The sequence below is a fragment of the Nocardioides sp. CCNWLW239 genome (assembly GCF_037137035.1).
Lineage (GTDB): Bacteria > Actinomycetota > Actinomycetes > Propionibacteriales > Nocardioidaceae > Nocardioides.
Window position 1 is genome coordinate 140,562 of record NZ_JBBBNW010000003.1, and the last position, 22,708, is coordinate 163,269.

Below are 22,708 nucleotides of genomic sequence, written 5' to 3' on the forward strand. Positions count from 1 at the left end.
GCGATCACCTCGCGGAAGTGGGGTCGAAGAGGTGGCAGGCGACGCTGCGGGCGTCCCCGTTCTTGCCGATCGTCAGCAGCTCCGGCTCGTCGCGGTCGCAGCCGTCGATGCTCTGGCCGCAACGTGGGTGGAACCGGCAGCCGGTGGGTGGTCGTCGGGGGCTGGGGATCTCACCGGCGAGCGGCGTCCGCAGCTGGTGGTGCGCGTCGGGGGAGGGGATCGACGACATCAGCGCCTGGGAGTAGGGATGGATCGGCCGCTCGCTGATGTCGTCGGCGTGGGCCACCTCGGCGAGCTTGCCGAGGTACATCACGCAGACGCGGTCGGAGATGTAGCGGACCACGTTGAGGTCGTGCGCGATGAAGAGGTAGGAGAGCCCCAGCTCGCGCTGGACCTCCTTGAGCAGGTTGAGCACCTGTGCCTGGACCGAGACGTCGAGAGCGCTGACGGCTTCGTCGCACACGATGAGATCCGGGTCGGTCGCGAGCGCTCGGGCGATCCCGATGCGCTGGGCCTGGCCGCCGGAGAACTGGTGGGGATACCGCTCCAGGGCGAAGGAGGGGAGCCCGACCAGGTCGAGCAGCTCCTTCGCGCGCCGGATCCGGCTGGCCCTGTCGCCCATCCGGTGGACGACCATGGGCTCGGTCAGCACCTGGGCGATGGTCATCCGCGGGTTGAAGGAGCTGAAGGGGTCCTGGAAGACGAGCTGCATGCGCTTGCGCAGCTGGGTCAGCCTGCCCTTGGACAGCGTCGCGATGTCCTGGCCGTCGAAGGTGACGGACCCGCTGGTCGGCTCGATCAGCCGCAGGATCAGCCGGCCGAGCGTCGACTTGCCGGAGCCCGACTCGCCGACCAGACCGAGGGTCTCACCGCGCTTGATGGTCAGCGAGACTCCGTCCACGGCGCGTACGGGCGGCCGTTGCGGAGTGAAGAGCCCCTTGCTGTCACCGAAGTGCTTGACGAGCCCCTGGGCCTCGACGAGAGGAGCAGCGTCCGGAACGATCATCGGGCCACCTCCGCCATCGACGCGAGCACGCCTCGCTCCTCGTCCGGGCGCCAGCAGCGGACCTGGCGCCCGGCGAGGTCGCGCAGCTGCTGGGGCTCCTCGCACTCGGGACCGGCCTCGGTGCAGCGGGTCGCGAAGCGGCAGCCGGTGGGCATCTCGTTGAGCGCGGGGACCGCCCCCGGGATCGCCGGCATCTCCTGGTCGCGCGGGGTGTCTCGTCGGGGGATCGCGGCGAGCAGAGCCTGGGTGTAGGGATGCTGCGGCCGGTCGAGGATCTCGTCGGCGGTGCCCGTCTCGACGACCTGCCCGGCGTAGAAGACGACGACCCGGTCGGCCATCTCGGCGACCACACCCATGTCGTGAGTGATCAGCATCAGTCCGACCCCGGTCCGTTCCTGGAGGTCGCGGATCAGCGCGAGCACCTGGGCCTCGACGGTGACGTCGAGCGCCGTGGTCGGTTCGTCGGCGATGAGCAGGCGGGGGTCGCAGGCGAGCGCGCCGGCGATCATGACCCGCTGGCGCTGCCCGCCCGAGAGCTGGTGAGGATAGGCCTTGACCTTGGTCTCCGGCTCGGGGATGCCGACGAGGTCGAGCAGCTCGACTGCGCGCTCGCGGGCCTGCCGCTTGGAGACGTCGTGGTGGATCCGGTAGGCCTCGACGAGCTGGTGGCCGATCGTGTAGAGCGGATCGAGGGAGGTCATCGGGTCCTGGAAGATCACCGAGATGTCCTTGCCGCGGACGGTGCGCATGTCCTGGTTGGACGCGCCGGTGATGTCCCTGCCGTCCCAGGTGATCCGGCCGCCGCTGACCCGGCCATTTCCCAGCAGACCGAGGACGGCGAGGGCCGTGACGCTCTTGCCGGACCCGGATTCACCGACCACGGCGACGGTCTCACCCGCGTCGATCCAGAGGTCGACGGCGTTGAGCGCCTCGACCGTCCCGCCCCCGGTCCGAAACTCGACGTGAAGATCCTCGATGCGCAGAAGTGGCTCGTTCGCGGACCCCGTTGGTGCTCTCATATCTGACCCTCCCGTTCGTGTCCGCGACCCGTGCCGGTCGCCGATGCTGGTGGCTCAATCTAGAATCACGCTCTAGGATGAGATTCATCATTGGGTCGCCGAACGGGTGTGTCAAGGGTCACAATCCGGATATCGGACTTTCTTTCCAGGACGCCCCCGTCCGGCGCAGGTCGTGCCGGGGCGTACGACGCACGTGGCGCCGGGTCGTGCGGCGCAGGAGGTTGAATGAGCGAGTCCGAACCCACCGAGGTGACGGCGGCAGCGCGTTCCACGCTGATCGTGGTCTGCCTGGTCAGCGCGGTGATGGCGCTCAACGCCAGTTCGCTGAACGTGGCGCTGCCGACACTGAGCAGGGAGTTCGAGGCGAGCTCGACGGAGGGGAGCTGGCTGCTGCTCTCCTACATGGTCGCCAACACCGCCTGTCTGCTCCTCTTCGGGCGCCTCAGCGATGTCTGGGGACAGCGCGGCCTCTATCTGAGCGGCTTGGTGATCTTCTCGGTGACGAGCCTGCTGGCCGGCTTCGCGCCGAACGTCGAGGTGCTCATCGGGCTCCGGGTGGTCTCCGCCATCGGTGGCGCGGTGCTCATCGGCAACGGCGCCACGCTCATCCACCAGGCCTTCCCGCGGGCCTCTCTCGGCGGCGCCATGGGTCTGTACGCGGCGTCCTTCCCGACCGCCAACCTGGTCGGGCCGACGCTCGGTGGCCTGATCGTCGACCACGTCGGATGGCAGTGGGTGTTCTGGTTCAACGTGCCGGTCTGCCTGATCGCGCTGGCGGCGGGGCACGCGCTGCTGCCGCGGCCGGTGGTGGACAAGCGTGCGGTCGGGCTCGACCTCCCCGGCAACCTGGTGATCATGGTCGGCGTGGTCATGCTGACGCTCGGGATCACATCGCTGACGGACCTCGGCTGGCGCCATCCGCTGGTGATCGGCGGCATCGTGGGATCGGTGCTGCTGGTCCCGGTCCTGCTGCTCGTCGAACGGCGGGCAGCCGCGCCGGTGGTCGACGTGGTCGTCATCCGTCGGGTCGGGCGACTCTTTCTCGCCGGCTTCTTCACCGGCGCCGGACGGTTCCCGCTGATCGTGCTCGCCAGCCTCTACTTCCAGAGCGTCGTTCGCGTCGCCCCCGGCACGGCGGGGATGATGCTTCTGCCGATGCCGGTCGGGATGATCCTCGCCTCGCTGACCCTCGGTCGGCTGTCCCGCCGGTGGACCGCGCACCAGATCATGTCGGGCGGATCGGTGGTGGGTACGTGTGGCGTCGCCCTGGTGGCGCTCGCCATCCATCTCGAGCAGACCTGGCTGGTGATGGCGACCCTGGCCATCGTCGGCCTGGCGACGGGACTCTTCATCGGGACCAACGCGACGGTCCTCCTGGAGCGTGCTCCGGAGGAGGCGCTCGGCGTGGTCAACGCCACCCGGCTGATGCTGCAGAACACCGGCAACGTCCTGAGTCTCGCCATCGCCCTCACGCTTCTCGCCGCGCTGTTGCCGTCCGGGCTCGGGGAGGCGGTGCTCGCTGCGAACGTACCCGCCGGTGAGGTCGGCGCGGTCACCGCTGCCTTCACGCTCGTCTGCCTCTTCCTGCTCGCGCTCGGCGCGGTCGGGGCCTGGTACTCGTTCCCGCGTCGCGCCGACGCGGCGAGCGGGTTACGGGGTGGCGGTCCGAGCCAGGTGCGTCCGGGTGATGAGGAGGCCGAAGAGGGTCGCGAGGACGTACATCACGATGCTGTAGACGGCGGCCGGGATGGCGACCGTCGTGTTGTCGAGGACGCTCAGGGCGATGGTGAGCGCGATGGTGGTGTTGTGGATCCCGACCTCCATCGAGGTGGCGATCGCCTGCTTCTCACCGAGCCGGAACACCCGGGCGCCGAGGTAGCCGAGAGACAGGCTGGCGGCACAGAACAACGTGACGACGATCCCGATCTCCTGGACGTAGCCGGCGATGTTCTCCCGCTCGCCGAGGATCGCGCCGACCGACACCATCACCAGCACGACGATCGAGAAGATCCGGACCGGCTTGTCCGCGCGGGCCGCGAACGTCTCGGACCGGCCCCGCACGAACATCCCGATGCCGACCGGGACGAGCACGATCGCGATGACCTGCACGACCTTGCCGAACTGCAGGCCCAGGGTGTCGCCGGCGTCGAAGTAGCCGATCGCCGCGTTGGTGATGAGCGGGATGGAGACCGCCGCGAGCACCGAGTTGACCGCCGTCAGGGTGACGTTGAGCGCGACGTCACCGCGGAAGAGGTGACTGAAGAGGTTCGCCGTGGTCCCACCCGGGGACGCGGCCAGCAGCATGACACCGACCGCGATCAGCGGATCCACGTCGGCGATCAGGACCAGCGCGAACGCGATCAGCGGCAGCACCAGGATCTGCAGCGTGAGCGCGACGAAGACGGCTCGCGGGGTGCGTACGACCCGGCGGAAGTCTCCCGGTGTCAGGCTCAGTCCCAGCCCGAACATGATGATGGCCAACGCGATGGGGAGGCCGACCGAGAGCAGGGCCGAGTCGTTCACTGTGTTCCTCCAGCATGCGGGGCCGCCGCCAGGGGCAGCCAGAAGAGACGTGCGTCACAGTGGACCACGTGGAAGGGGTAGGTCACAGCGTTATCCGGACATTCGGCCGGCGACGAGCACATCCCCTGCCGTGAGCGGTTCTCGGCTCGCGACAGGGGATGTGCGGGTGGGCATCGCCGCCGTCACGACAGCTTGGCGGCGACCTTGTCGAGGGTGGCTCGCAGGGTGTCCCGGTAGATGTCGTGGTCGGGGAGCCGGGCGTCGCAGAACGCGGCCAGATCCGCCCCGGTGACCTCGACGACACTGCGACCGGCCGCGGCCTCGGTCTCGAACAGGTCCAGGACCTCGCGGAGGATCTCGACGATGTCCATGCCGTCGCCGGCGGTGAACCGCCACATGTAGCTCTTCATCTCGGCGTAGACGGTGCGATAGTCGGCGGGGAGTGCGGCGGCGCGGGCCTCCATGCGCTTCCAGTCCTTCTTGTCCCCGATGAGGCGGGCGAGAGTGTTGTTCATGACGGTGCTCCTTCGGTTGGGTGCTTCGGTGTCGGCCCCTTGTCCGGGGCCGTGAAAGAAGCGTGCAGCCCTGACGCTGCGTCAGGGTCAAGCACCGAACCCGAAGAAGTTTTCCTCCAGGTCGCCAGATCTCATGCGGCGAGCGCGGCGGACGCCCACCCTCCAAGACGATTCGGCGACCTTGACCCGACTATGTAGAGTAAGTCAGGTTATTTAACGAGCCCGAGATTCTCGATCATCCCCAGGAGGTTCGCATGGAGCGCCTGCTCGTGTTCGCGCTCGTCGGTCTGGCGGCCCAAGCGGTCGACGGGTCGTTGGGCATGGCGTACGGCGTCACGTCGAGCACCCTGCTGGTGGCGACCGGTGTCGCGCCGGCGGTCGCCTCGGCGTCGGTGCACCTGGCCGAGGTGGGCACCACGTTCGTCTCGGGCGTGGCTCACTGGAGGCTGGGCAACGTCGACTGGAAGGTCGTGGCCAAGATCGCGATCCCCGGTGGCATCGGCGCCTTCGCCGGTGCGACGGTCCTCTCCGGTCTCTCGACCGAGAGCGCCACGCCCTGGGTGGCCGGTCTCCTGCTCCTGCTCGGCCTCTACATCGTCGCGCGCTTCGTCTTCGGGAAGCCGCCGGTCTTCATCCCGGGTCGCCGCCCGGGGCTCGGTCTGCTCGCCCCGCTGGGTCTGTTCGGCGGCTTCATCGACGCCACCGGGGGCGGAGGCTGGGGGCCGGTCACCACGCCCACGCTGATCTCCAGCGGCACCCTGCACCCGCGCAAGGTGATCGGTTCGGTCTCCACCGCCGAGTTCGTCACCACGCTCTCGGCGAGCGTCGGATTCCTGGTCGGCCTGGCCGGGGAGGCGCTCGACTGGCGGGTCGTCGGCGGCCTGCTCGTCGGCGGTGTCATCGCCGCGCCGTTCGCCGCCTACCTCGTCAAGCACCTCTCGCTGCCGGTCCTCGGCGGCCTGGTCGGCAGCATCATCCTGGTCACCAACGGACGTACGCTCCTGCGCAGCTTCGAGGCCGAGTCGGTGGCCGCGTACGGCCTGCTCTTCGCCGTCGCTGCGGTCATCGTCTTCGTCGCGCTGCGCAAGGCCCGTCGTGAGGGCGCGGTGGCGGCGGAGCCGGAGACCGAGACCGTCGGCGTCTGAAAACTCTCGTCGAAGCCGATGTCGAAGACGGAGGATGGTGTTCGACGCACATGCGTCGGCCACCGATCAGCGGTGGCCCCGAAGTGAGGAGCACACCATGCCCCGATTCATGGGTTTCGTGAAGATGGAGGAGGGGATCGGCCCGGCGCCGGAGGCCCTCTTCAAGGCGATGGACGCGTACGTCGGCGAGCAGGCGGCCGCTGGCCACTTCCTGGACGGCGGCGGCCTCTTCGGCACCGAGGACGCCGTGAACTTCCTGGTGGAGAAGGGCGAGGTCACCCGGGTCGACGGCCCGTACGCCGAGGCCAAGGAGGTCGTCGGCGGGTGGGCGCTGATGCGGTACGACAGCCTGGAGGAAGCGATCGCCGGGCAGGAGGAGTTCGCCCGGTTGCACGCGATCCACTGGCCTGAGTGCAAGGTCGTCGCCACGCTGCGCCAAGTCTCCGAGCCGGAGTAGCCGAGCCGAGCAGCCGAGCGGGATCAACCGCGCCGGCCGCCTGAGCCGTTCCGGGCGACCACGACCGGAACGACTCAGGCCGGTCTATGACGCCTGCTCACGCGGGCGCGGGACGGCGGCGACGAGCTGCTGGGTGTAGGGATGCTGGGGCGAGGTGAAGACGGTGGCAGGGTCGCCGTCCTCGACGATCTTGCCCGACTGCATGACGTAGACGTGGTGGGCGACGAGGTGGACGACGGCGAGGTCGTGGCTGATGAACAGATAGGACAGGTCCTGCTCCCGCTGGAGCGTCACCATCAGCTCGAGGATCTGCTCCTGGACGAGGACGTCGAGGGCGCTGACCGCCTCGTCCATGACGACGAGCTCGGGGTCGAGCGCGAGGGCACGCGCGATCGCGACGCGCTGGCGCTGGCCGCCGGAGAGCTCGTGCGGCCGCCGGCTCGCGTACGCAGCGGGCAGGGCGACCCGCTCGAGCAGGTCGGCGACGGTCTTGCGGCGGGTCGCGGCGTCCCCGATGCGGTGGACGCGGAGCGGCTCGTCGATGACCTGCGCGATCGTGTAGCGCGGGTTGAGGGAGGCGTAGGGGTTCTGGAAGACCGGCTGGATGGCGCGGCGGTAGGCGAGGAGATCCTTGCCGCGCAGGCCGGCCAGGTCGGTGCCGCGGTAGCGGACGGTGCCGGCGTCGGCCCGCTCGAGACGGAGCGCGAGCCGGGCCGCGGTGGACTTGCCCGACCCGGACTCGCCGACGATGGCGACGGTGCGCCCCTTCGGGATGGTCAGGTCGATCCCGTCCACGGCGTGGAGGTGCTCGCGTTGTCCGCGGATCCGGTAGCGGCGCACGGCGCCGGTGACCTCGAGCAGGGTCTCGGTCTTTCCTGTGGTCGATGCGGTGACCGGCGCGCTGACCTTGACCTCGGACATCGCCGGCGCGGCGGCCAGCAGCCTCTGGGTGTAGTCGTGCTGGGGAGCCGCGATCAGGGTGGCCGCGTCACCGCTCTCGACGACCCGGCCACGATGCATGACGATGACCCGGTCGGCGCGCTCCGCGGCCAGCGCGAGATCGTGGGTGATGAGCAGCACCGCGGTGCCGAGATCGGCGGCGAGCGCGGTCATCTGGTCGAGGACGCGCCGCTGCACGGTGACGTCGAGCGCTGAGGTCGGCTCGTCGGCGAGAAGCACCTCCGGTCGACAGGCGAGCGCCATCGCGATGAGCACACGTTGCCGCATGCCGCCGGAGAACTCGTGCGGATACTGGCGGAAGCGGGCGCCGGGCCGGTCGATGCCGGCTTGGCCGAGCAGGTCGACGGCGCGCTCGCGGGCAGCGCGCCCGGAGGCGAGGCCGTGGACCTCCAGCGCCTCGGTGATCTGCGCCCCGACCGTCATCACGGGGTTGAGGTTGGTCATCGGGTCCTGCGGCACCAGCCCGATGCGGCGTCCACGGATCGCGGTCATGGTCGACTCGGGTGCCCGGGTGATGTCCTGGTCGCCGAGCATGATCGTGCCGGCCGTGATCCGGCCGTTGTCCGCCAGGAGCCGGTTGACGCAGGAGGCGAGCGTGGACTTGCCCGAGCCGGACTCGCCGACGACGGCGACGGTCTCGCCTGCGGCGAGGTCGAGGGAGATGTCGTCCAGGGCCTGGACCGGTCCCTGGCTGGTGTCGAAGCCGACCGACAGGCCGCGTACGGACAGGACGGGGGTCATCGATCCTCCTGGAGGCCGGCCGCGTCGAGCAGCACCGAGATGATCTCGGTGCCGGGCACGACGTCCGGGAGCCGGGTGGGGTTGCGGTCGAGCGGGCCGAGGGGGCCGTGGAGCCGGGTCGCGCCGCCGGCGACGACGACACCGGTGTCGGGCGCGATGGCGAGGTAGGTGCCGGTGAAGCCTGGGTGGTGCAGGTAGCGGACCTCGCCGGCACGGCCGAGGAAGCCGCCGAGCGCCTGCTCGGGATGGTCCGGGTGGGGCGTCAGGAAGCGTTCGAGGACCTCATGCGGCACGAAGGAGTCCTCGCACAGAGCCGCCCCGTACGTCAGCAGGTCCTCGACGCCCGCGAACAGCCCGGCGTGCCCGGCGGCCCCGTCGAGGGCGTGCTCGGTGTTGCCGTCGTTGACCTCGCCCTGGAGGTGGCGGTCGCGCCAGCGGGAGAAACGCGCCGGCGGGATGCCGACAGGGTGTGGCTCGTCGATGGCGAGCATCGCGTACTCGTAGCCGTCGCTGTCCGCGCTCGTGGCGGCACGAGCCGGCACGATCGGTCCGAAGCGGGCGGAGAGGCCCAGCGGTTCGGCCACGATCTGCTCGTACGCCTCGTCGAGGCGGAGCGCGGTCACCTCCTCGATCACCGCGCCGAGCAGGATCATGCCGAGGTCGGAGTAGGTCCAGCCGCCGCCGGGCGGGTAGGCCAGAGGCAGCTGCTGGACGAGCCGGATCGCCTCGCTGCGCGGACCGTCGGTGACGGCGTAGAGAGGCCACCACGGACGCAGCCCGGCGGTGTGGGTCAACAGCTGTTCGACGGTGGCGTCCTCCTTCCCGCCGCCCCGGAACGCGGGCAGGTGCCGGTGCACCGGGTCGTCGAGTCGCAGGTCACCGAAGGCGACCAGCCGCATCGTGATCGCCGTGGTCGCCGCGAGCTTGGTGACCGAGGCGAGGTCGAGCATGTGGTCGGGGACCATCGGCATCCCCGGAGCACCGGCCGAGGGCAGCCGGGCCCAGCCCGAGGCGACGACCTCGGACCCCGCCGGTGTGCGCAGCCCGACCACGGCGCCGGCCGGATGGCTGCCGGGCTCGCCGAGCGTCAGCAGCCGGTCGGCGTAGGTCTGGAGGGGGAGCCCGGGCGTCATCGCGAGAACACCAGCGTCTCGGGCCAGGTGCTGATCGGGGCCGGGAGCGCGCCGGCCGCGCTGAGCCGTCCGAGGACGCGGGGTCCGGCGGCGCCCGTGCAGCTGGGCACGTTGCCGGGGAGCCCGTGGACGCTGGCCCAGCCGATGAGCGCGAAGGCGACCGCCTCCTTCTGGTCGGACGGGACGCCGAGGTCGTCGCTGGTGACGACCCGCACGCCCGGGAGGAGCTCGCCGAGCCGGCGCATGAGAACCGGGTTCCGTACGCCGCCACCCGAGGCCACCAGCACCTCGACCCCGGCTGCGGCGACCGCCTCGGACACGGAGACCGCGCTGAGCTCGGTGAGGGTCGCGACCAGGTCGGGCAGCGAGGGCTCCGTGCCGGTGCGTCCGAGCGCCGCCCGGACGTAGTCGAGGTTGAACAGCTCCTTGCCGGTGCTCTTCGGGGCCGGCTGCCCGAAGTAGGGAGAGTCGAGCAGCGCGGTCAGCAGCGCCGGGTCCGCGACGCCCGCGGCCGCGAGCTCGCCGTCGCGGTCGAAGGTCGCCGCTCCGGGGGCGTCGGTGACCACTGCGTCGATCAGGGCGTTGGCCGGCCCGATGTCCCACGCGACCGGGTCGGCGCCGCGCCGGCACACGGTCATGTTGGCGATGCCGCCGAGGTTGAGCGCGGCGGCGACAGCGCCGTCGTCGACGACCGGCGCCAGCATCCGGACGTCCAGCAGCGGCACCAGCGGCGCGCCGTGTCCGCCGGCGGCGACGTCGGCGGAGCGTACGTCCGAGACGACCGTCGCACCGGTCGCCTCGGCGATCCAGGCGGGCTGCCCGATCTGAAGAGTCCCGAGCGCGCGGTTGTCCTCGACCCAGTGGAAGGTGGTCTGCCCGTGGGTGCAGACCACGTCGACCGGGCCGGCCTCCTCGACGGCCCGGGTCGCGGCGGCGGCGAACGCCTGCCCGATCCGGGTGTCGAGCTCGCAGACCACGTCGAAGCCGACCGGTGCCGGCGGCATCGCCGCGATGAGCCGTTCGCGCAGGTCCTCCGGATAGGGCACGGAGGAGTGGTGGACGATCCGCGCGCGGAGCACGTCGCCGTCGGCGGCGAAGTCGACGATCGCGACGTCGATCCCGTCGTGGGAGGTCCCGGAGATCATCCCGAGCACACGCATCAGCCACGCTCCTCGATGACGGTCCGCAGTCGGCCGCCGGCCCGCTCGAGGGCCTGTGACGCCTCGGCGGGGGAGAGGCCGGTGAGGATCGTCGCGATCGCCGGCTTGGCGTGCCAGCCGGATGCGTCGAGGGCTTCGACCGCAGCCGCGTCGTCGGCGCCGGTGGCCTCGGTGACGATCCGGACCGCGCGGTGCCGCAGCTTGGCGTTGCTGGCTCTCATGTCGACCATCAGCGACCCGTACGTCTTCCCGAGCTGCACCATGGTCGCGGTGGAGATCATGTTGAGCACCATCTTCGTGGCTGTCCCGGCGCCGAGCCGGGTCGAACCGGAGACGATCTCGGGACCGACCGGCACCTCGATCCCGTGCATCGCCGCGCGGCCGAGCGGCGTGCCCTGGTTGCAGGCCACCCCGATGGTGAGCGCGCCGCGCTCGGCAGCGTGCTCGAGGGCGCCGAGAACGTAGGGCGTACGTCCGCTGGAAGCGATCCCGACGACGGTGTCGAGCGGCCCGACGTCGATCACGGCCAGGTCGGCGGCACCGGCCTCGGCGTCGTCCTCGGCCCCTTCGGCCGCGTCGCGGAGCGCGTCCGGACCGCCGGCGATGATGCCGACGACCACGCCGTCGACCCCGAAGGTGGGCGGGACCTCCGAGGCGTCGAGGACGCCGAGTCGCCCCGAGGTGCCGGCGCCCACGTAGATCAGCCGGCCGCCGTCCCGCATCCGATCGGTCGCCGCCGAGACGGCGGCTGCGATCGCCGGCAGGGCGGAGCGTACGCAGGTCGCGATCGTCGCGTCGCGCTCGTTCATCCTCGCGATCAGGTCGGCGACCGAGAGCTGGTCGATCTCGGGTCCGCCCGGGGTGCTCGATGCCTCGGTGCCGAGCGCGTCGAGCATCGATCCGTCCTCTGGTGGCACGGGCTCTGGTCCCACGGCCTCTGCCTTCACTGGTTGCCTCCTCGCGGGTCGAGCGCGGCCCGGAGTCCGTCGCCGAGCAGGTTCAGCCCGACCACGGCCAGGATCAGCGCGGCTCCGGGGGCGTAGAGCATCCACGGCGCGACGCTGGTCAGCGTCTGCGCCGCGTAGACCATGCCGCCGAGCGACGCTGCCGGCGGCGGGGTGCCGAATCCGAGGAAGCTGAGCGCTGCCTCGGTGAGGATCGCCCAGGACAGGGACAGGGTGACCTGCACCACCAGGATGCCGGTGATGTTGGGGAGCACGTGCTCGAAGAGGGTGGAGAGCCGACTGCGGCCGACGGCGGTCGCGGCGAGCACGTACTCGGCGTGGCGCAGCGTCAGGACCGGCCCGCGGGCGACCCGCGCGAAGATCGGCAGGTAGACGACCGCGATCGCGATCGCCACCGTCAGCCAGCTGCGGCGCAGCGTGGCGGCCAGGGCGAGAGCGAGCAGCAGCGACGGGAAGGCGAACAGTACGTTGGTGATCACGCCGACCACGCGGTCGAGCACGCCTTGGTAGTAGCCGGCCAGGATCCCGAGCAGCACGCCGCCGACCGCCGCCAGTGTCACCGAGACGACGGCGACCCGCAGCGAGTTGGCCAGGCCGGAGCAGACCCGGGCGAAGATGTCGCGACCGAACTGGTCGGTGCCGAGCCAATGGCTCGCACTGGGTCCCTGAAGGGCATCCGAGACCTCCTGGGTCGCCGGATCCTGCCCGACCCCGAACGCGGCGAGGAGGGCGAGGGTGGTCACGATCGCCATCAGGATCAGGCCGACAATCCCTCCCGGCGTACGAAAGGCCTTCACCCAGCGGCCGGAGGCCCGGGTCGTGGGGACCTCGGGCACCTCGTGCATGTCCGCAGCAGCACTCATTGCACGCGCACCCTCGGGTCGACCAGACGGTAGACGACGTCGGTGAGGAGGTTGACCAGGACGAACATCGCCGCGATCACCAGCACCGTCGACTGCACCACGGCGTACTCCTTCTGCTCCAGCCCCAGCAGCACCTGGCGCCCGATGCCGGGGATCGCGAAGATCTGCTCGACCACCAGCGCCCCGCCGAGCAGGAAGCCGAACTGGAGGCCGCTCATCGTCACCACCGGGATCAGCGCGTTGCGGAGGATGTGCCGCACCTGCAGTCGGCGGCCGGTCACGCCCTTGGCGCGCGCGGTCCGGACGTAGTCCTCCGAACGGACGGTGAGGATCGCGGCGCGCGTGGTCTGCAGGATCGGCGGAGCGATGCTGATCCCGAGGACGAGCGCGGGCAGCAGCATCTGCTGCAGGTTGAGGAGCGGGTCCTCCAGCAGGGTGCGGTAGCCCTCCCCGTTGGGATACCAGCCGATCGTGTTCACCAGCCAGCTCGAGACCGCGGCGGCGAGCAGGAACGAGGGCACCGAGAGCGCGATCAGGCTGGTCAGCTGGCTGATCTGGTCGCGTGCACGCCCGGGGCGGCTGGCCGCCAGCATCCCGCCGGGGACACCGAGGGCCAGGCCGATCAGGATCGCGAAGACGGCCAGCTCGATGGTGTTCGGCAACGACTGCGCGGTCATCGACAGCACGCTCAGGTGCGAGGTCGCCGAGACGCCGAGGTTGCCGGTGAGGACGCCACCGAGCCAGCCGAGGTATTGCGACAGGACCGGTTCGTTGATCCCGTAGTAGGCCTCCAGGGCCTCCACCTGCTCGGGGGTGAGATCACCCGCTGCCGTCCCGTACGCCGCGGTGATCTGGTCGCCCGGCACCACCCGCAGCAGCACGAAGGTGAGGATCGAGACCCCCAGCAGCGTGACCGCCGCCTCGCCGACACGCCGCGCCACCGGGTGACGCCCGACGGCGCCGACCCGGTGGCCCAGGCTCGCTGCGGCACTCAGGAGACCGACGCCTTCCACAGCGTCGCGATCGAGGCGTCGGTACGCTCCTCCAGGCCCTTCACGGACTTGTTGGAGACCACGTACATCTCCGGGGTGAACAGCCACACCCAGGCCGCCTGGTCGACCAGGTTCTGGGAGATCTGGTCGTAGATCGGCTTGCGGGCGGCGGCGTCGGTGGTGGCGATGCCCTCGGCGAAGAGCTTGTCGAGCTCCGGGGAGCTGTAGCCGGCGACCTTGTTGAAGCTCCCGGACGTGGTGAAGTAGCGGCCGTACATCGTGTTCGGGTCCGAGCTGCCGCCGTTCATGGCGATCGCCGCGTCGAAGTCGGCCGCGAGCCAGCGCTCGACGTAGGCGTTGGAGTCGAGCGCCTCGACCTCGACCTCGATGCCGACCTTCCCGAGCTGCGCCTGGATGTTCTGCGCCTCGTCCACCGCCGTGGAGTAGAGGCCCTGGGAGGTCATCAGGTTCAGCGTGAACCCGTTCGGCTTGCCCGCCTTGGCCAGGTAGTCCTTGGCCTTGTCGAGGTCCTGCTCGGGGCACGGCTGGGCCTCGGGGTCCGACCGGTATTCCGGCGAGGTGATCGGGCCGGTCGGCTTGCCGGAACCCAGCGCCGCGGAGTCGATCACGTCCTGACGCGAGATGGCGCACTGGATGGCGAGCCGGGCGTTGGGGTCCTTCAGCGTCGGAGAGGTCGCCCGCAGCTGCAGGACGTGGTAGGAGAGCGAGTCGACGGTCATGCTCGTGGTCTGGCCGGACGTCGCCGTCTTCGCGGTCACCGGGTTGTCGAAGATCGCCACGTCCACCGCGCCGGTCTTCAGCGACGACACCATCGACTGCTCGTCGGGGATGACCCGGAACTCGACCGTCGCCGCGCCGGGCTTGCCGGCGTAGTAGTCGGCGTTGCGGGTGAGCGTGATCGACTCGTTCGGCGTACGGCTCTTGAACTGGTAGGGCCCCGACCCGACGGGCTCGGTCTCCAGGCTCTTCGCGTCGACGTCGGAGGGCACGATCGCGGTGTTCACGCCGGTCAGGCCGGAGACGAAGGAGGCATCGGGCTGCTTCAGGGTCACCACGACCGTCTGCGGGTCCGGCGCCTCGATGCCGGCCACGGAGGCGAAGTAGGACGCCGAGCTCGCGCTGGAGGCGGGGTCGATGATCTTCTCGTAGGTGTATTTCACGTCGGCGGAGTCGAGGTCGGAGCCGTCCGCGAAGGTCACGCCGTCCTGGAGGGTGAAGGTGTAGGTCTTCCCGTCCTCCGAGACCTCCGGCAGCTCGGCGATGCCGGCCTCCGGGACCCCCTCGGCGTCGGTGTTGAGCAGCGGGCTGTAGATCTGGGACAGGACCTGGATCGACTGGGTCGAGGTGGCGGTCCAGGGGACCATCTGCGCCGGGTCGGCGGAGATCCCGAAGACCAGGGTGCCGTTGGCGTCGCCGGTCGACTCGCCGCCGCCGCTGCCACAACCGGCGAGGCCGGCGGTGAGCAGACCTGCGGCCAGGGCGGTGGCGACCGTTGCGTGGGTGCGATGTCCGTGTCGTCGCTGCGTGCTCACGGATCCTCCTAGGGGGTGGGGCCACGAGATCGGGCTCGTGCCAGCAGTGGCGTCGCCCGCGGATCTCTCGACTCTATGACAAAATGTTTCCGATGTGACTCGTGGGCGGTCAATTATTGACAGGTTGTTACGGTCGAGCCGATCGAGGAGACGATGAGCGAAGACATCCTGGTACGCCTGCGGCAGGCCCTGCCCGGGCTGCGGCCGAGCGAACGCCGCTTGGCGGAGGCCGCCCTGGTGGACCCGGGGGCGAGCGCGGGGCTGACCATCACCGAGCTCGCCGGCCGTCACGAGACCTCGACCGCCACCGTCACCAGGCTGTGCCGCAGCCTCGGGTTCTCCGGCTACTCGGCCTTCCGGCTGGCCCTGGCGCGGGCCGGTGCGAACGAGACCGGTCGCCGGATCGAGTTCGGCGTCTCCGAGGGAGACATCGACCCGGCCGACACGACCCGAGACGTCGTTCGCAAGCTCGCCTACCAGGAGGCGCGAGCCGTCGAGGAGACCGCCGAACGGCTCGACATCGATGAGCTCGACCGGGTCGTCGCCGCCATCACAGCGGCCTCGGTCGTGGATGCGTACGGGTCGGCCTCCAGCGGCCTGGCCGCTCAGGATCTCCAGCAGAAGCTGCGGCGGATCGGCTACCAGGTCAACGCCTGGGCCGACGCCCACCTCGCCCTCACCAGTGCCGCCGTGCTCCCGACCGACGCCGTGGCCATCGCGTTCTCCCACTCCGGTGAGACCGAGGAGGCGATCTCCGCGCTGCACACCGCTGCCGGCCGGGGTGCGTTCACTGTCGCGGTCACCAACTTCCCCGACTCACCGCTGGCCGACCTCGCCGACGCCACCCTCACCACCGTCTCCCGCGAGACCCGGTTCCGTTACGGCGCGATGTCCAGCCGGATGGCCCAGCTCGTCATCGTCGACGCGATCTTCCTCGGCGTCGCCCACGAGAACCCCGAGAACGTCACGGCCGCGCTCGGCGCGACCCTGGACGCGGTCGCCGCCCGGCGCATCCGCCCACCCCGAGGCTGATCGCCCCGCCTCAGGCTCCGCCCAGGTGGAGGGAGGCGTACGTCTCCTTGACGAAGCGGAGGTGGCTCCAGGTCTCGGCCTCGCGGACTCCGTCGAGGTCGCGGATGCGGTCGAGCACCTCGACCAGGCCACCGGAGGTGGCGGTGTTGACCGTGAGCAGGGCGTCGTAGCGCCCCAGCGTCCGGGCGAGGAAGGTGAGCGACGGGAGACCGGCGAGCTGTGCGGCGACCGCGCGGTGGGCGGCACCGTCGAGACGGAGGCCGATGCCGGTCGCGGTGCGCCGCTCCCGGCCGGAGTGGCGTACGACCGCGCCGACCCGGACGACGTTGCCGGCGAGCAGCCGGACCACACGGCGCCGCGTCCCGGCGGGGGAGAGGCCGACGCTGGCGGCGAGGTCGACGAACGAGGCACGGCCGTTCGACTGCAGCGCCCGCAGCAGCGCGTAGTCGGTCTCGTCCAGCGATCCGGCGGCGGGTGCGGCGCCGACCGGGGCGGCGACATCGCGGATCACCTCGGTGTAGAGCAACGTCTCCGTGGTCAGGATGCCCTCGATCGCCCGCACCTCGGCAAGGGCATCGTCGATCTCGACGATGTCGCTCGCACGCAGCTCCACGACCAGGGCGTGGGAGCCGCTGGTCATCGAGACCAGTGTCGTGTCCTCGCGGGCCGCGAGGGCGTCCGCGACCCGGGTCGCGGAGCCGGTGATGCCGACCGAGATGTGCGCGAGGACATCGTGGCCGAGGACGGCCGGGTGGACGACGCCCCGGATGTCGATGTGCCCCTCGGTCAGGAGGCGTTGGACCCGGGTGGCGGCCGCCGAGCGGGAGAGGTCGACTCGCGCGGCGATCTCGCGGTGGGTGAGCCGGCCGTCCTCCTCGAGGAGCGTGATGATCGCCTCATCGGTGTCGTCGAGCACTCCGGGCGCGATTTCGTTCGACATTTTTTGGGTACGTCTCCGGTGTCATATCGAGCGGTGGAAATGGTCTGCTGATGTGATTGTGACGGATGTATCGGTATCCGTCGGCATATCGACACTTCTGCCCGGCGAGTAAAGAACGAAGTGATTGCGGGTTGACTCCCGGCGACTTTAGAGTGACGCGGATCTCAATCAACCTCTACGTAGGAGACATCTCATGCCGGTCGGCCCTGTCGACGCCTCCAAGAACCCGCGCTACGCCGGCTTCGCGACGTTCGCGCGCCTGCCCCGCCTCGATCAGGTGGAGCACGCCGACATCGCGGTCGTCGGGGTCCCGTTCGATACCGGCGTCTCCTACCGGCCGGGCGCCCGCTTCGGCCCGTCCCACGTGCGGGAGTCCTCGCGCCTGCTGCGTCCCTACAACCCGGCGCTGGACGTCTCCCCGTTCGCCGCGGCCCAGGTCGTCGACGCGGGTGACATCGCGGCCAACCCGTTCAACATCAACGAGGCGCTCGAGACGGTCCAGGCCTCGGCGCTCGACCTCACCGCGGGCGGGACCCGGCTGGTCACGATCGGTGGCGACCACACCATCGCGCTCCCGCTGCTGCGGGCTGCCGCCGAACGGCACGGCCCGGTCGCGCTGGTGCACTTCGACGCCCACCTCGACACCTGGGACACCTACTTCGGTGCCGAATACACCCACGGCACCCCGTTCCGGCGAGCGGTCGAGGAGGGCATCCTCGACACCGAGGCGCTGTGCCATGTCGGCACCCGTGGACCGCTCTACGGCAAGAAGGACCTCGAGGACGACCGTCGCTTCGGCTTCGGGATCGTCACCTCCTCCGACGTCTTCCGTCAGGGCGTCGACGAGGTGGTGGACAAGATCAGGCAGCGGGTCGGCAACCGGCCGGTCTACGTCTCGGTCGACATCGACGTGCTCGACCCGGCGCACGCGCCCGGCACCGGCACCCCCGAGGCCGGTGGGCTCACCTCCCGGGAGCTGCTGGAGATCCTGCGCGGCTTCGCCGGTCTCAACCTGATCGGGGCCGACGTGGTCGAGGTCGCCCCGGCGTACGACCATGCCGAGCTGACCGGCGTCGCGGCCTCGCACGTGGCCTACGATCTGGTCTCGCTGCTCGCGATGCGGCACGGAGGTCAGGCGTGATGAAGCGCAACGGCGGCGACGTCACCGTCGAGAGCCTGACCGCGCTCGGCGCGACCCATGTCTTCGGCATCCCCGGGCAGCACGCGCTCGGTCTCTTCGACGCGATCCGGCGCAGCGACCTGAGCTTCGTCTCCTCCCGGGTCGAGAACAACTCCGTCTTCGCCGCCGACGGCTACGCCCGTGCGACCGGTCAGGTCGGTGTGGTGTTCTGCTCCACCGGACCGGGGGCACTCACCGCGCTGGGCGCCCTCCAGGAGGCGTACGCCGCGTGCGTCCCGGTCCTGATGATCACCAGCCAGATCCCGCGCGACGGGCTCGGCGGTGCGCGCAAGGGCTATCTGCACCAGCTCGACGACCAGCAGGCCAGCGCCCGCAACGTCACCAAGTCCACCGCGGTGGTCCGGGACGCGGCCGCGATCCCGGGTGTCCTCGCCGATGCGTGGGCCACCGCTCAGGAGGCACCGGCCGGACCGGTCTGGGTCGAGATCCCGCAGGACGTGCTCCTCGAGGAGGTCGCGGTCCCGCCGGTGACCGGGCTGGACGCGGAGGTGTCCGCACCGCGCCGGCCTCGGCCGGACGTCGCTGCCGAGGCCGCTCGGCTGCTGGCCGGGGCCGAGCGTCCGGTGATCCTCGCCGGGGGCGGCGTACGTCGCTCCGCGGGCGCGCCGGAGGCGCTGGTCGCCCTCGCCGAGACCCTCGACGCCCCGGTGGTCTCGACCGCCGGTGGCAACGGAGCGATCCCGCTCGCGCACCCGCTGAGTGCGGGCGCGTGGATCGAGGACCGGTTCACCACCGACCTGCTCGAGGACGCCGACGTCCTGCTCGCCCTCGGCACCTCGTTCGGTGAGGTGACCAGCAACTACGGCACCTTCGCCCCGCGCGGCCGGGTGATCCAGGTCGACGCCGAAGCGAGGGTGCTCGGCTCCAACCACGACGTGCTCGGCGTGCATGCCGACGCCGCTGCTGCGCTGGCCGACGTCACCGCGGCACTTCCCGAGGCCGGTGCGCGGCCGGGTGCGAGGCGGTCCGGCGCGAGCGTGGCCGCGGAGCTGCGCGCCCGGGTCCAGACCAGGCTCGACAGCCAGGACCTCGCGGCCGAGCAGCGTCTGCTCGCCGACCTTCGGGCGGCCGTGCCGGACGACACCGAGACCTTCTGGGACATGACCATCGCGGCGTACTGGGCGTGGTCGGCCTGGGACCCGCGCAGCGGCGGCTTCCACACGGCGCAGGCGTCCGGCGGTCTCGGGCTGGGCTTTCCTGCGGCGGTCGGCGCCGCGGTGGGGACCGGGCGGCGCACCTTCGCGGTCACCGGCGACGGTGGCGCGATGTATTCCATCGCCGAGCTCGCCACCGCCCGCCAGCACGACGCCGATCTCACCTGGCTGGTGATCGACGACGGCGGCTACGGGATCCTGCGCGAGTACATGACCGGCGCGTTCGGGGAAGCCACCGCGACCGAGCTCGCCCGTCCGGACTTCGTCCGCCTCGCCGAGGCGTTCGGCATCCCCGTGCACGCCGCGACCCCCGAGACCGTCGGCGACGTCGTTGCCGGCACCTTCGCCACCAGCGGACCAGCGATGGTCGTCCTGCCGACGACCCTCCGCATGTTCTCCGCCACCTGACCGCACCGACCTGACCGAGCCCACCTCACCGGGAGCCCTCATGGATCTCATCATCATCGTCATCTATCTCGCCGCCATGGTCGCCTTCGGCTGGTGGGGCAAGAGCCGGACCAAGGACAGCTCCGACTTCCTCGTCGCCGGCCGCCGCCTGGGTCCGCTGCTCTACACCGGCACCATGGCCGCGGTCGTTCTGGGAGGTGCCTCGACCGTCGGCGGGGTCGCGCTCGGCTACGAGTACGGCATCTCCGGCGCGTGGCTGGTCGCGTCGATCGCGTTCGGCGTCCTGGCACTGAGCCTGCTCTTCGCCGGCCGGATCCAGCGGCTGCGGATCTTCACCGTCGCCCAGATGCTGGCGCTGCGCTACGGCGTCGGAGCGACCGCCGCCTCCGGCGTGATCATGATGGCCTACACGCTGATGCTCACCGTCACCTCGACGATGGCGTACGCGACCGTGTTCAACGTCCTCTTCGGCACCGACCGCGTCGTCTCCATCCTGATCGGCGGGGTCATCGTGGTGATCTACTCCAGCATCGGCGGGATGTGGTCGATCACCCTGACCGACATGGTGCAGTTCGTCCTGAAGACCATCGGTGTCTTCTTCCTGCTCCTGCCCTTCACGTGGAACCACGCCGGGGGTCTTGACGGGATCAAGGCGCGCGCCGCGGACTCGGTCTTCGACCTCGGCACGATCGGCACCGGCACGATCATCACCTACTTCGTGATCTACACGCTCGGCATGCTGATCGGACAGGACATCTGGCAGCGGGTCTTCACCGCCCGCTCGGCCCAGGTCGCCCGCTGGGGCGGCACCGCGGCCGGCATCTACTGCCTGCTCTACGGCGTGGCCGGCGCACTGATCGGCGCCGCTGCCTCCACCTTCATGACCGTCGACAACCGCGACGACGCCTACGCCACCATCGCCGAGTCGATCCTTCCGGTCGGCATCAGCGGTCTCGTGCTCGCCGCGGCGGTGGCCGCGATGATGTCGACCGCCTCGGGCGCGCTGATCGCGACGGCGACGGTGGCCCGCGCGGATGTGCAGCCGCTGTTCGCCCGGTTGCTCGGGCGCGCTCCGGCGGACGTCACGAACGAGTCGGAGAACCCCGAGCACGACGTGCGCGCCAACCGGATCTACGTCGTCGTGATCGGCCTCGTCGTGGTCGTCCTCGCGTCCCTCCTCAACGACGTCGTCTCGGGGCTGACGATCGCCTACGACATCCTCGTCGGGGGTCTGCTGGTGCCGATCCTGGGCGGCTTCGTGTGGCGCCGAGGGACCGGCGCGGGTGCGGTGGCGGCGATGGTCACCGGCACCATCGCCACGCTGTCGACGATGGCGATCGTCGGCGACGTCCTCGCCAACGAGCCGATCTACGTGGGCCTCGTCGTCAGCGCCGTGGCGTACGTCGTGGTCAGCCTGCTCACCCGTCCGACCGACCCTGCGGTGATGCGGGAGTGGACCAGCCGCCTCGCCGGCGAGGAGCCGGCGGACGCGTCCGGCGACAGCCCTGCTCTGACCGCGGAGGAGTCCCGATGACCAGCAACCCCGACACCGACATCGCTGCCATGGCGACGGAGGCGATGTACGCGGTGACCGACCCGGCCACCGGCGAGCTCCTCGCCACCTACCCGACCGCGACGGACGCCGAGGTCGACGCCGCCGTCGAGGCGGCCGATGCCGCGGCGACCGGCTGGGGACGAACGACCTCGGTCGCCGACCGGGCAGGCCTGCTACGACGGGTGGCCGAGCTGCACGCCGAGCGTCGCGACGAGCTCGCTGCGATCATCCGACAGGAGATGGGCAAGCCGTTGTCCGAGGCGGAGGGCGAGATCGACTTCTGCGTCGACATCTACACCTACTACGCCGACCATGCCGAGCAGTTCCTGGCCGACGAGGTCCTGGAGGTGACTTCAGGCGCCGGCACCGCGGTCGTCCGCCGGTCGCCGGTCGGCGTGCTGCTGGGCATCATGCCGTGGAACTTCCCCTTCTACCAGGTGGCCCGCTTCGCGGCGCCCAACCTGGCCACCGGCAACACCATCGTGCTCAAGCACGCGCCGCAGTGCCCCGCCTCGGCCGTGGCGCTGGCGCAGATCTTCGTCGACGCCGGGTTCCCCGAGGGCGCGTACGTCAACCTCTTCGCCACCAACGAGCAGATCGCCGAGGTCATCGCCGATCCACGGGTGGCGGGGGTCTCGTTGACCGGTTCCGAGCGGGCCGGCGCCGCCGTGGCCGAGGTGGCCGGACGTCATCTCAAGAAGGTCGTCCTCGAGCTCGGTGGGTCAGACCCGTTCATCCTGCTGTCCACCGACGACATGGAGGCCACCGTCTCCGCGGCGGTGGCAGCCAGGCTGGAGAACACCGGCCAGGCATGCAACGCCGCGAAGCGTTTCGTGGTCGTCCAGGACCTCTACGACGACTTCGTCGCGAGGTTCACCGAGCGGCTGCTGGCCGAGGACACCGGTGCGCCGCTGGCCTCTGTCGTCGCCGCCGAAGGTCTTGCCCGGCAGGTCGACGCCGCCGTCGCACAGGGAGCCGAGCTCGCCTGCGCCCGCGACCGGTCTGGTGCGTACTTCCCGGCAGCTGTCCTCACGGGTCTCGACGCGGAGAGCGATCTGGCCCGCCAGGAGCTGTTCGGCCCGGTCGCGATGGTCTTCTGCGCCGCTGACGAGGACGACGCGGTCCGGATCGCCAACGACACTCCGTACGGCCTCGGTTCGTACGTCTTCACCACCGACCCCGACCAGGCCGCCCGGGTGGCGGATCGGATCGAGGCGGGGATGGTCTTCGTCAACGGTGTCGGCGCAGAGGGTGCGGAGCTGCCCTTCGGCGGCATCAAGCGCTCCGGCTTCGGGCGCGAGCTCGGCCGGCTCGGGATGGACGAGTTCGTCAACAAGAAGCTGATCCGGACGGTCACCGCCTGAGCGTCGAGTCGAACCTCGCATC

General features: G+C 70.6%; 19 protein-coding genes and 1 pseudogene. 8 read left to right on the top strand and 12 right to left on the bottom strand.

The window, feature by feature from the left end; translation table 11 throughout:
- Positions 1-4 precede the first annotated feature (4 nt).
- Both WBG06_RS12485 and WBG06_RS12490 read right to left on the bottom strand, forming a co-directional pair.
- Positions 5-1,006 (bottom strand): ABC transporter ATP-binding protein, encoded by a 1,002-nt coding sequence (locus WBG06_RS12485; protein ID WP_336737089.1) that lies wholly within the window; start codon positions 1,004-1,006, stop codon positions 5-7.
- Positions 1,003-2,025, bottom strand: coding sequence for an ABC transporter ATP-binding protein (locus WBG06_RS12490; RefSeq protein ID WP_336737090.1), 1,023 nt, complete (start codon positions 2,023-2,025; stop codon positions 1,003-1,005). The genes WBG06_RS12485 and WBG06_RS12490 overlap by 4 nt, the downstream gene beginning before the upstream one ends.
- A 225-nt stretch (positions 2,026-2,250) precedes the next feature.
- Between WBG06_RS12490 and WBG06_RS12495 the strand changes: the two are divergent.
- Positions 2,251-3,465 (top strand): annotated as a pseudogene (locus tag WBG06_RS12495) (MFS transporter); the annotation flags it as partial.
- 210 nt (positions 3,466-3,675) lie between these two features.
- Here the strand turns inward: WBG06_RS12495 and WBG06_RS12500 are convergent.
- The gene (locus WBG06_RS12500; RefSeq protein ID WP_336738050.1) at positions 3,676-4,494 is read right to left on the bottom strand and encodes a bile acid:sodium symporter family protein; all 819 of its coding nucleotides are present in this window, start codon (positions 4,492-4,494) and stop codon (positions 3,676-3,678) included.
- A gap of 236 nt (positions 4,495-4,730) precedes the next feature.
- Entirely contained in the window at positions 4,731-5,063 is a 333-nt protein-coding gene (locus WBG06_RS12505) for a DUF1048 domain-containing protein (RefSeq protein WP_336737091.1), read from the bottom strand.
- Between the two features lie 254 nt (positions 5,064-5,317).
- Here WBG06_RS12505 and WBG06_RS12510 point away from each other — a divergent pair, with 254 nt between their 5' ends.
- Entirely contained in the window at positions 5,318-6,208 is an 891-nt protein-coding gene (locus WBG06_RS12510; RefSeq protein ID WP_336737092.1) for a sulfite exporter TauE/SafE family protein, read from the top strand.
- A 97-nt stretch (positions 6,209-6,305) separates the two neighbouring features.
- Positions 6,306-6,665, top strand: a complete 360-nt coding sequence (locus tag WBG06_RS12515) for a YciI family protein (protein ID WP_336737093.1) — start codon at positions 6,306-6,308, stop codon at positions 6,663-6,665.
- Between the two features lie 84 nt (positions 6,666-6,749).
- Here WBG06_RS12515 and WBG06_RS12520 read toward each other — a convergent pair whose 3' ends face one another.
- From WBG06_RS12520 to WBG06_RS12550, 7 genes are read right to left on the bottom strand one after another with little or no spacing between them, the layout of a single operon-like run.
- Positions 6,750-8,366, bottom strand: coding sequence for an ABC transporter ATP-binding protein (locus WBG06_RS12520; RefSeq protein WP_336737095.1), 1,617 nt, complete (start codon positions 8,364-8,366; stop codon positions 6,750-6,752).
- Entirely contained in the window at positions 8,363-9,499 is a 1,137-nt protein-coding gene (locus WBG06_RS12525; protein WP_336737096.1) for a serine hydrolase domain-containing protein, read from the bottom strand. The genes WBG06_RS12520 and WBG06_RS12525 overlap by 4 nt, the downstream gene beginning before the upstream one ends.
- Complete coding sequence (locus tag WBG06_RS12530; RefSeq protein ID WP_336737097.1) at positions 9,496-10,659, bottom strand: anhydro-N-acetylmuramic acid kinase; 1,164 nt, start codon at positions 10,657-10,659, stop codon at positions 9,496-9,498. Before WBG06_RS12530 ends, WBG06_RS12525 begins: the two co-directional genes overlap by 4 nt.
- Positions 10,659-11,555: an N-acetylmuramic acid 6-phosphate etherase gene (gene murQ / locus WBG06_RS12535; protein WP_336737098.1), complete on the bottom strand. Its 897-nt coding sequence runs from the start codon at positions 11,553-11,555 to the stop codon at positions 10,659-10,661. Before murQ ends, WBG06_RS12530 begins: the two co-directional genes overlap by 1 nt.
- 47 nt (positions 11,556-11,602) lie before the next feature.
- On the bottom strand, positions 11,603-12,487 hold the full coding sequence (locus WBG06_RS12540; RefSeq protein ID WP_336737100.1) for an ABC transporter permease: 885 nt from the start codon (positions 12,485-12,487) through the stop codon (positions 11,603-11,605).
- Entirely contained in the window at positions 12,484-13,500 is a 1,017-nt protein-coding gene (locus WBG06_RS12545; RefSeq protein ID WP_336737101.1) for an ABC transporter permease, read from the bottom strand. Before WBG06_RS12545 ends, WBG06_RS12540 begins: the two co-directional genes overlap by 4 nt.
- Positions 13,479-15,032, bottom strand: a complete 1,554-nt coding sequence (locus WBG06_RS12550; protein ID WP_336737102.1) for an ABC transporter substrate-binding protein — start codon at positions 15,030-15,032, stop codon at positions 13,479-13,481. Before WBG06_RS12550 ends, WBG06_RS12545 begins: the two co-directional genes overlap by 22 nt.
- Positions 15,033-15,185: 153 nt before the next feature.
- Here WBG06_RS12550 and WBG06_RS12555 point away from each other — a divergent pair, with 153 nt between their 5' ends.
- Positions 15,186-16,064 carry a MurR/RpiR family transcriptional regulator gene (locus WBG06_RS12555; RefSeq protein ID WP_336737104.1) on the top strand — a complete coding sequence of 293 codons (879 nt, stop codon included), beginning with the start codon at positions 15,186-15,188 and terminating at the stop codon, positions 16,062-16,064.
- A gap of 10 nt (positions 16,065-16,074) precedes the next feature.
- Here the strand turns inward: WBG06_RS12555 and WBG06_RS12560 are convergent, their stop codons facing one another.
- Positions 16,075-17,004, bottom strand: a complete 930-nt coding sequence (locus WBG06_RS12560) for an Lrp/AsnC family transcriptional regulator (RefSeq protein WP_336737105.1) — start codon at positions 17,002-17,004, stop codon at positions 16,075-16,077.
- A 193-nt stretch (positions 17,005-17,197) separates the two neighbouring features.
- Here WBG06_RS12560 and speB point away from each other — a divergent pair, with 193 nt between their 5' ends.
- From speB to WBG06_RS12580, 4 genes are read left to right on the top strand one after another with little or no spacing between them, the layout of a single operon-like run.
- Positions 17,198-18,145 carry an agmatinase gene (speB, locus tag WBG06_RS12565; RefSeq protein ID WP_336737106.1) on the top strand — a complete coding sequence of 316 codons (948 nt, stop codon included), beginning with the start codon at positions 17,198-17,200 and terminating at the stop codon, positions 18,143-18,145.
- The gene (locus WBG06_RS12570) at positions 18,145-19,767 is read left to right on the top strand and encodes a thiamine pyrophosphate-binding protein (RefSeq protein WP_336738051.1); all 1,623 of its coding nucleotides are present in this window, start codon (positions 18,145-18,147) and stop codon (positions 19,765-19,767) included. Before speB ends, WBG06_RS12570 begins: the two co-directional genes overlap by 1 nt.
- 40 nt (positions 19,768-19,807) lie before the next feature.
- Positions 19,808-21,301 carry a sodium:solute symporter gene (locus WBG06_RS12575; RefSeq protein ID WP_336737107.1) on the top strand — a complete coding sequence of 498 codons (1,494 nt, stop codon included), beginning with the start codon at positions 19,808-19,810 and terminating at the stop codon, positions 21,299-21,301.
- Positions 21,298-22,686 carry an NAD-dependent succinate-semialdehyde dehydrogenase gene (locus tag WBG06_RS12580; RefSeq protein ID WP_336737108.1) on the top strand — a complete coding sequence of 463 codons (1,389 nt, stop codon included), beginning with the start codon at positions 21,298-21,300 and terminating at the stop codon, positions 22,684-22,686. The genes WBG06_RS12575 and WBG06_RS12580 overlap by 4 nt, the downstream gene beginning before the upstream one ends.
- Positions 22,687-22,708: the final 22 nt, after the last annotated feature.